Genomic DNA, 559 nt, shown 5'->3' on the forward strand with positions numbered 1-559 from the left:
AGCTTGGCTTCGCCCGCCGCTTCTTTTTCAGTGAGCCTCGTATGAAGTCCTCAGCGATCGCCCTCGCCGCGGCGCTTTCAGCCGCCACGGCCGCCCTGTCCGCCCCCCTGACCGCTGGCGCCGCGCCGCCGTCCAATTTCGGCGCCTACGCGCCCAAGGACCTCTATTCGCAGCAGGTGGCGACCTCGTTCTATCTGCCCATGCGAGACGGCACGAAGATCGCGATCTCGCTGCATCGTCCGGCGGTGGACGGCAAGCCGGTGGACACGCGACTGCCGGTCATCTGGCACCACACGCTGGACATCGAGAAGATGGGCGTGCGCGAAACGGGCGCGGCCCAGTCCCTGACCGACCTCACCCGCGCGGGTTATGTGGTGGCGATCGTGGCGCGGCGCGGCAACGGCGCCTCGTTTGGCGTCCGGCGCGGCTATGAAGACTTCACCGAAGGCTTCGACGCCTACGAGATCACCGAGTGGCTGGCCGCCCAGCCCTGGTCCAACGGCCAGATCGGCATGTACGGCTGCTCGAACACCGGCGAGGCGGTTATGCACGCCATGAT

1 protein-coding gene is annotated in these 559 nt (G+C 67.4%); it reads left to right on the forward strand.

The genetic code is table 11. The annotated features are described in order from the left end of the window. Positions 1 to 41 precede the first annotated feature (41 nt). Positions 42 to 559, forward strand: a 518-nt coding sequence (locus AX690_RS05390) for a CocE/NonD family hydrolase (RefSeq protein ID WP_156449573.1), incomplete at its 3' end; no start/stop codon positions are given.

Source organism: Caulobacter sp. CCH9-E1 (assembly GCF_001556515.1).
Taxonomy (GTDB): Bacteria; Pseudomonadota; Alphaproteobacteria; order Caulobacterales; family Caulobacteraceae; genus Caulobacter.